This is a genomic window from Streptomyces sp. SPB074 (genome assembly GCF_000154905.1).
Taxonomy (GTDB): domain Bacteria; phylum Actinomycetota; class Actinomycetes; order Streptomycetales; family Streptomycetaceae; genus Streptomyces.
In genome coordinates this window covers 2,260,062-2,267,829 of the sequence record NZ_GG770539.1, presented here as the reverse complement: position 1 = coordinate 2,267,829, position 7,768 = coordinate 2,260,062, and the positions used below count along the sequence as shown (strand labels likewise).

Annotated in this window: 8 protein-coding genes and 1 pseudogene; 5 read left to right on the top strand and 4 right to left on the bottom strand. The window is 72.9% G+C overall.

The genetic code is table 11. The features are described 5' to 3' along the window. Window positions 1-139: 139 nt before the first annotated feature. From ehuA to ehuB, 4 genes are all read right to left on the bottom strand, one after another. Window positions 140-1,081: an ectoine/hydroxyectoine ABC transporter ATP-binding protein EhuA gene (ehuA, locus tag SSBG_RS09185; protein WP_008745902.1), complete on the bottom strand. Its 942-nt coding sequence runs from the start codon at window positions 1,079-1,081 to the stop codon at window positions 140-142. Further along, the gene (ehuD, locus tag SSBG_RS09180; protein WP_008745901.1) at window positions 1,071-1,712 is read right to left on the bottom strand and encodes an ectoine/hydroxyectoine ABC transporter permease subunit EhuD; all 642 of its coding nucleotides are present in this window, start codon (window positions 1,710-1,712) and stop codon (window positions 1,071-1,073) included. The genes ehuA and ehuD overlap by 11 nt, the downstream gene beginning before the upstream one ends. Beyond that, window positions 1,709-2,449 carry an ectoine/hydroxyectoine ABC transporter permease subunit EhuC gene (gene ehuC, locus SSBG_RS09175; RefSeq protein WP_008745900.1) on the bottom strand — a complete coding sequence of 247 codons (741 nt, stop codon included), beginning with the start codon at window positions 2,447-2,449 and terminating at the stop codon, window positions 1,709-1,711. The genes ehuD and ehuC overlap by 4 nt, the downstream gene beginning before the upstream one ends. Window positions 2,450-2,518: 69 nt before the next feature. Continuing rightward, window positions 2,519-3,421, bottom strand: a complete 903-nt coding sequence (ehuB, locus tag SSBG_RS09170; RefSeq protein WP_008745899.1) for an ectoine/hydroxyectoine ABC transporter substrate-binding protein EhuB — start codon at window positions 3,419-3,421, stop codon at window positions 2,519-2,521. A 366-nt stretch (window positions 3,422-3,787) separates the two neighbouring features. Here ehuB and SSBG_RS09160 point away from each other — a divergent pair, with 366 nt between their 5' ends. The 5 genes and pseudogenes from SSBG_RS09160 to SSBG_RS09140 all read left to right on the top strand — a co-directional run. Beyond that, complete coding sequence (locus SSBG_RS09160; protein ID WP_008745898.1) at window positions 3,788-4,501, top strand: maleate cis-trans isomerase family protein; 714 nt, start codon at window positions 3,788-3,790, stop codon at window positions 4,499-4,501. A 91-nt stretch (window positions 4,502-4,592) separates the two neighbouring features. Continuing rightward, window positions 4,593-5,687, top strand: coding sequence for an LLM class flavin-dependent oxidoreductase (locus tag SSBG_RS09155; RefSeq protein WP_037869312.1), 1,095 nt, complete (start codon window positions 4,593-4,595; stop codon window positions 5,685-5,687). A gap of 169 nt (window positions 5,688-5,856) precedes the next feature. Continuing rightward, window positions 5,857-6,330: a carboxymuconolactone decarboxylase family protein gene (locus tag SSBG_RS09150; protein WP_008745896.1), complete on the top strand. Its 474-nt coding sequence runs from the start codon at window positions 5,857-5,859 to the stop codon at window positions 6,328-6,330. Between the two features lie 171 nt (window positions 6,331-6,501). Next, window positions 6,502-7,359, top strand: a complete 858-nt coding sequence (locus SSBG_RS09145; protein WP_008745895.1) for a metallophosphoesterase — start codon at window positions 6,502-6,504, stop codon at window positions 7,357-7,359. A 99-nt stretch (window positions 7,360-7,458) separates the two neighbouring features. After that, a pseudogene (locus SSBG_RS09140) lies at window positions 7,459-7,768 on the top strand (hypothetical protein); the annotation flags it as partial.

The following is a 7,768-nucleotide window of genomic DNA, read 5'->3' as shown; positions in this document are numbered from 1 at the left end:
GCGAACCCCCTCCCGGTGGCGCTCGGAGCACGGCGCGCCGGGCCCGGTGCCCGGAGAATCGCACGGCGCTCAGAGCACGGCGCTCAGAGCACGGCGCTCAGAGCACGGCGCTCAGAGCACGGCGCTCAGAGCACGGCGCTCAGAGCACCGCGCGCAGGAACTCCCGCGTCCGTTCCTCCCGCGGCTCGCCGAAGATCTGCGCCGGCGGGCCCGATTCGACGATGCGGCCCGCGTCGAACATGAGGACCCGGTCGGAGATGTCCCGGGCGAAGCTCATCTCGTGGGTCACGCACAGCAGCGTGATGTCGGTCGTGCGCGCGATGTCCCGCAGGACGTCGAGGACGCCCGCCACCAGCTCCGGGTCCAGGGCCGAGGTGACCTCGTCCAGGAGCAGGATCTCCGGCTTCATCGCGAGCGCGCGGGCGATCGCGACGCGCTGCTGCTGGCCCCCGGAGAGCTGGGTGGGGTGCGTGTCGGCCTTGTCGCCGAGCCCCACGAGGTCGAGCAGTTCGCGGGCGCGCGCCTCGGCCTCCGGCTTCGGGACGCCGAGCGCCGTGACGGGCGCCTCGGTGATGTTCCGCAGCACGTTCATGTTCGGGAACAGGTTGAACTGCTGGAAGACCATGCCGATCTTCTTGCGCGCCTGGCGCTGGTACTTCTCGGAGGCGGGCCGCAGCGAGCCGTCCGCCTTGCGCTCGTGGCTCAGCGGCTCCCCGCCGACCCACACCACGCCGTCGGTCACCTGCTCCAGGGTCATCAGGAGCCGCAGGATCGTCGTCTTGCCCGAGCCGGAGGGCCCGATGAGCGTGACGTGCTCCCCCTTGCGGACGGAGAAGTCGAGGTGGTCCAGGACGGTGTTCTCGCCGAAACGCTTGACGACCTTGTCGAAACGGATCAGCTCGGCACCATCGGGCTTCGCGTTCTCGACGGTCCCGGTGGCGGCCTTGTCGAGCGGGCCCGGTGCGACGCGCGGGGCGGGAACCCCCTGCGCGTCGGCCGGTCCGGCGGGTGTCGGCTGCGCCTCGCCGGTCCCGGCGGGTGTCGGCTGCTTGTCGGTCGGCTGCGCGGGTTCAGTGGCCAAGGCGGTTCTCCAGCTTTCTCATCAGCAGCGACGTCGGGTAGCTCGCCACCAGGAAGATCAGTCCGGCGAGGGTGAAGACCTCCGCGTAGACGAAGTGCTCCGAGGCGTACTCGCGCGCCTCGTACACCATCTCGCCGACCGTGATCGCGGCGAGCAGGGGCGTCTCCTTGAACATGGCGATCGCGTAGTTGCCGAGCGCCGGGAGGACGTTGCGGACCGCCTGCGGCAGGATCACGGCCCGCCAGGTGCGCCCGGGCGACAGCGAGAGCGCGCGAGCGGCCTCCCACTGCCCCTTCGGCACCGCGTCGATGCCCGCGCGGTACGCCTCGCTCATGTACGTGCTGTAGTGCACGCCGAGCACGACGATGCCGATCGTGAGCGGGTCCACCGTGCTGAACAGCGCGAACACGCCCACGAGTTGCACGAGCAGCGGGGTCGAGCGGATGAACTCGGTGACGGCCCGCACCGGGATGCGCAGCCAGGCCGGGCCCCGGTTCGCCATCGCGACGAGCAGGCCCAGCACGGCGGCGAGCAGCGAGCCGAGGACGGTCGCGAGCAGCGTGATCCAGAAGCCGTCGAGGAGGATCGGGAAGACGTCCCCCCAGATGTCCCACTTCCATTCCTGGGTCACGCGACACCCCCGGTGCTCGTGGTGGTGGCGGGCGCGGCGCTGCGCGAGCGGAAGAGGCCCTTCGCCTCTTCACGCTGGCCGAGCCGCGTCTTCGCGGAGCGCTCCAGCGCGTTCATGGCGAGCGTCAGGAGGTAGGCGAGGACGAAGTACATGACGAGCAGCGTCAGATACGCCGGGACCGTGGCCCCGGTGCGGTCCCGCATCGCCTGCACGACCTGCGTCAGGTCGGCGGCCGAGATGAGCCACAGGAGCGGCGTCGCCTTGAGCAGCATGATCAGCAGCGAGGTCAGCGAGGGGATCATCTGCACCCACGCCTGCGGCAGGATGACCCGCCGCATCCGCTGGAACGGGCTCAGGTTGAGCGCGACCGCCGCCTCGAACTGGGCGCGGGGCACGGCGTTGAGCGCGCCGCGCACCACCTCGGAGCCGTACGCCCCGTAGTTGAGGCCGAAGGCGACCACACCGCAGAACAGCGCGCTGAGTTCGTAGCCGGTCAGCGGCGGCAGCGCGTAGTACAGCCAGAACAACTGGATGTAGAGCGAGGTGCCGCGGAAGAACTCCACGATCACCCGCGAGAGGCCGCGCACGACCGTGTACCCGCTGCGCCCCATGAAGCCGAAGGCGAAAGAGAGCACGAAGGCGAGGAGCGCGCCGTAGACGGTGGCCTGCACCGTCAGCCACAGCCCCGAACCGACCTGGTCGAAGTGGTCGAAGAAGTACGAGAAGAAGTCACCCATGGATCAGGGCCTTTGTCCGGGCCGCGCGCCGCCGCTCCTGGCCGGCGCCCGGGGTCGGTACGGGGAAGCTCACGCCTTGCACAGCGTCGCCGTCCGCAGGTTCGCCGGGGGCACCTCGCTCGCGCTGAAACCGTAGGGCTTGAGCAGCCGCACGAACTCCGCCTCGTCCGAAGTGATCTTCTTGAGCTCCTTGTTGAAGGCCTCCCGCAGTTCCTCGCTGCCCTTGCGGAAGACCGCGCCGCCCGGCGAGTACTGCTTCTTGCCGTCGAGTTCGGGCACGAACGGCTCGGTGACCTCCAGGCCGGGGTTGTTCCTGACGAGCCAGCGCAGCGAGATCCCGGTGAGCACGAAGGCGTCCACGCGCCCGGTCTTCACCGCGTCGGCACCGTCCTGCTGCTTCTGGAGCGACTTGACCTTGCCGCCGGAGATGCCCGCGCCCTCGACGTAACTCTTCTCCACCGCACCGGACATGACGCCGAGCGTCGCCCCCGCGGCCTTCGCCGAGGCGAGGTCGGTGAGCTTCTTCGGGTTGCCCTTCTTGACGAGCATCGCGGTCGGCGAGATGAACTCCGGCTCGGAGAACAGGGCGTTCTCGCAGCGCTCCGGGGTGATCGCCATGCCCGCGCTGATCACGTCGTACTTACCGGCCTGGAGGCCGGGGATCAGCCCGTCGAACTCGGTGAAGGTGGGCCGCAGTTCCGGCACCCCGAGGGCCTTGAATATCTCGGCGTGCAGCGTCGGGGCCTCGCCCTTGAGCTTGTCGTCCTCCTTGTATCCGTACGGCGCCTCGTTGGCGTAGGCGACCTTCACGAAGCCCTGCTTCTTGAGCTTCCCGATGCCCGTCTCGCCCCCCGAGCCGCCCGAGTCGGTCTTGCTGCACGCGGCGAGGAAACCGGACACCGTCAGGGCGCCTCCGACCGCCGCCGTGCGGGTCAGGAAGCCCCGGCGGGACAGATGGGGAAACTCGGCCATGGTGTGCTACCTCCGCGTCGTACAGCGCATGGATACAGCGCATGGATACGAGGGGGTCGCCTTCCCGGGCGGCCAGAACTATGCGGATGCCCTGACGGCTGTGATGCGATGGTGGCCTGAGGGTGACCTTCCTGTTGTCATACAAGGGGGATTTGAGGAGCTATCCCCGTGCGAGCCCCCCGCGCGGCTCGCCGTGCGGGCCGTCCCCGTCCGCGCGACCCTGGGGAGGAGGCCGGAAAAGTCCGGTACGGGCGGGTGTGGCGGGTGGTGAGCGGGCAGACGCACACAGGCAGGGCGCGGGACGTGCGGCGGCGCGCCTTCCGGGCCCGTACCCGACCCGTACCCCGTACTCAAGGGAGCAGTGACGTGACGGCACTCGGCTTTCTCTATCCCGGCCACGCGGCGGAGGACGACTACCCGCGCATCGAGCAGACGCTCGCGAGCGACATCCGCCTCGCGCTCGCGCACGTCCCGGCGAGCGGCGGCGAGGCGGGCTGGCCGGGCGACGCGCTCGCCGGGAAGGCCGCCGAGGACCTGCGGCTCTCGGGCGCCGAGGCCGTCGTCTGGGCCTCGACGCTCGGCAGCGCGGCCGGCGGCCCCGAGGAGTCACTCCGGCAGGCCGACCGGCTCGCGAAGGACGCGGGGGCCCCGGCATCCGGCACCGCCACCGCCTTCGTCAACGCCGCGCGCGAACTCGGCATGAAACGCGTCTCCCTCGCGACGCCGTACGACGGGACCAGGACCGAGACGCTCGCCGCCTACCTGCGCGCCGCCGGTTTCGAGGTCGCAGGGGCCGTCGCCGGCGGCCCCGCGAGCCCCGCCGAGGCCGCCGCCTGGGACGCCGAGGCGCAGGCGGAACTCGTACGGGAGGCGGCGGAGCCCGGCCCGGACGGCGTCCTGCTCGCCTGCACGGCGCTGCGCACCGCCGCGTACCTCCCGCGACTGGAGCTGGCCGCCGGGCGCCCCGTCCTCACCGCGAACCAGGTGAGCGTGTGGGAGGCGCTGCGGCTCGCGGAGCGGCGCGTGCGCGAACCCGCGCTCGGGACGCTCTTCACCGTGCAGCCGCCCGTCCTGGGGTGAGCGGCGCGGGGCCGCACGGGAATAACCGGCGGGGCCCTCCTGTTGTGGGGCGGAGTATCCGCAGTACCCGCACGACCTGGAGGCACGACCGGTGGACGACGTGGACGAGATCCGAGGCAAAGCGCGGGGGAGCGCCCCCGTACCGCTCTCCGTACTCGACCTGGTCACCGTCGGTGCCGGGCACACCGCGAGCGAGGCCCTGGCCACCGGGGTGGAGATCGCGCGGACCGCCGAGCGGCTCGGCTACCACCGCTACTGGGTCGCCGAGCACCACTCGATGCCCGGGATCGCGTCCTCGTCCCCGGCCGTGATCCTCTCGCACCTCGCCGCGCACACCGAGCGCATCCGCCTCGGCTCGGGCGGCGTCATGCTGCCCAACCACGCGCCGCTCGTCATCGCCGAGCAGTTCGGCACGCTGGAGGCGTACGCCCCGGGCCGCGTGGACCTCGGCCTCGGCCGAGCCCCGGGCACCGACGGAGCGACCGCGCAGGCGCTGCGCCGCACCGAGCGCCCCGGCGAGGGCGCCGACGACTTCCCCGCGCAGGTCGCCGAGCTGGCCCGTTTCCTGGACGACGACTTCCCCGACGGCCACCCCTACCGCCGTATCCACGCGGTCCCCGGCCCCGTCCAGTCCACCTCGCCCGGCGGCGTGCAGTCCCCGCACCGGCCGCCGCTGTGGCTCCTGGGCTCCTCCGGTTTCAGCGCCCAGCTCGCCGCGATGCTCGGCCTGCCCTTCGCCTTCGCGCACCACTTCGCCGCGCAGAACACGATCCCGGCGCTCGACCTCTACCGCGAGAACTTCCGCCCCTCGGCGGTCCTCGACAAGCCGTACGCCCTGATCGGCGTCGCGGCGCTCGCCGCCGACGACGAGCGCGAGGCGCGCCGCCAGGTCATGACGGGCGCGCTCAGTATGCTCCGCCTGCGCACCGGCCGCCCGGGCCTCGTCCCGACGCCCGAGGAGGCGGAGTCCCACGCGTGGGGCCCGATGGAGGAGGAGTTCGTGAACGGCTGGCTCTCGAACATCGTCCACGGCACCCCGGACGCGGTCCGCGAGGGTCTCGACGCCCTCCAGAAGCGGACCGGCGCGGACGAACTGATGCTCACGGCGAACGCCCACGGCGGCGAGGCCCGCCGCCGCTCCTACGAACTGATCGCGAAGGCGTACGGCTTCGGCGGGGACGCGTAGCGGCGGCGGGCGGGGCGGCGCGGGCGGGGCGGTGGGGTCCCGCCACCCCCGCCCGCTCCCGCGCGTCGTCGCGTTCCGCCCGCGAGTTCCGCGCTCGTTGTCGCGTTTCACCGCGCTGTCCGGTCACAGGGGTGAGAACGCGATACGTACGAGGATCAGGGAGCACGACATGGACGCGCGACTCAATGTGTTCGCGGACCCGGTGGCCGGGAAGGTCGTCGGGCTGCTCGCCAGGACCGGGCCCGTCATCGACGAGAGCGGGCTGCCCGCCGCGACGGGGGAGCTGGTGAAGATCAGGGCCAGCCAGATCAACGGCTGCGGGTTCTGCACGGACATGCACACGAAGGACGCCCTCGCCGCCGGGGAGACGCCGACGCGCCTCCATCTCGTCGCCGTGTGGCGCGAGGCGACCGTCTTCACGGAGGCCGAGCGCGCGGCGCTCGCGCTCGCCGAGGAGGGCACCCGCATCGCCGACGGCGCGGGCGGCGTCCCGGACGACGTGTGGGACAAGGCCGCGAAGCACTACGACGAGCGGCAGCTCGGCGGCCTCGTCGCCCTCATCGCGATCATCAACGCCTTCAACCGCCTCAACGTCCTGACCCGCCAGCCGGCGGGCGACTACCAGCCCGGTCAGTTCGGCTGAGCGGCGGCGGGGGAGGGGCCCGTACGGTGGTCGGACCCCACCCCCGCCGTCAGCCCGTCGCGCCGAGGCGGCGGGCCAGGAACCGTACGCCGTCGTCCGGTTCGCGCCCCTCCGACGGCGCCGCGTGCGTGCCGGGGCGGGCACGGCGCCCGGACAATCCCGGCCGCAGGGGTGGCCGCGCTGCTGGCGGCCCGCTCCATGCCGCCGCCTGCCACCCCGCCGCCCGCCGGACCGGCGTCCCCCGGCCCGTCACCGCTGTTCGTCCTCTCCGATGTCCACGGTCATCGGGACGAGTTCCGCGCGGTCCTTCTCGGGGCGGGGCTCGTGGACCGGGCCGGGCGGTGGGCCGGGGGCGCGGTCCGGCTGTGGCTGCTCGGCGACTACGTGGACCGGGGGCCGGACGGGATCGGTGTCATCGAGGACGTCCGCAGGCTCACCGCCGAGGCGGCGGCCGTCGGCGGGTTCGTCGGGGCGCTGCTCGGCAACCACGAGGTACGGCTGCTCTCCGCGTACCGCTTCGGGACCGCGCCCGTCCCCGGGCTGGAGGAGCCGGACGGCTTCCTGGGCGGATGGCTGCGGCACGGCGGGCGCGAGCACGACCTGCGGCGGCTCGCCCCCGCGCACGTCGAGTGGATCACCCGCCTGCCTGCCGCCGCCCTGGTCGCGGGGCACCTGCTCGTGCACTCCGACACCGTGCGGTACCTGGAGTTCGGCGCGGGCGTCGAAGCGGTCAACGCGGCCGTCTCCGCCGCGCTCGCCTCCCAGGACGCGGGCGTGTGGCGGGAGTTCACCGACCGGATGCGGGCGCGCGGCTCCTTCCGGGGCGCGGAAGGACCGGCCGCCGCCGCCCGTCTCCTCGGCGCGCTCGGCGGCACCACGCTCGTGCACGGCCACAGCACCCTCACCCGGCACTACGGCATCGCCCCCGAGGACGTACGGGAGCCGCTGCGCTACGCGGACGGTCGCGTGCTCGCGGTCGGCGGCGGCGTCCACGAGGGCGGACGGCTGCTGCTGACCCGGCTGCGCTGAGCCGCGCCGGGCAAGGCCGCCCGCGACGCGCCCCGTCCGGCACCGCGTCCCGCACCGCGCCCCCGGATTCGTACGTACGCGCGTGCGATGATGCCGGGCGTGCTCGGTTATGTCGTGAGCTTCGTGGTCGGAGTCCTGGTGGGCGGGGTCCTCGTGGGACTGCGCGGGAGGATGGCCCGCGCCTCCGCGACCGCTGAAATCCCCTTCCCCGTGAGGGAGTCCGTCACCTCCTTCGGGGAGGAGGTCGCGGCGCTGGACTTCGACGCGGCCCCTCCCGGCGTCACCGAGGCCACCCTGCGGGAGTACCGGACGGCCCTGGAGGCGTACGAGCGGGCCGGGGCGGCGCGGACGGCGGAGAAGGCGCTGGACGCGCTGCGCGAGGGGCGCGCGGCGATCGTCCGCCTCGCGG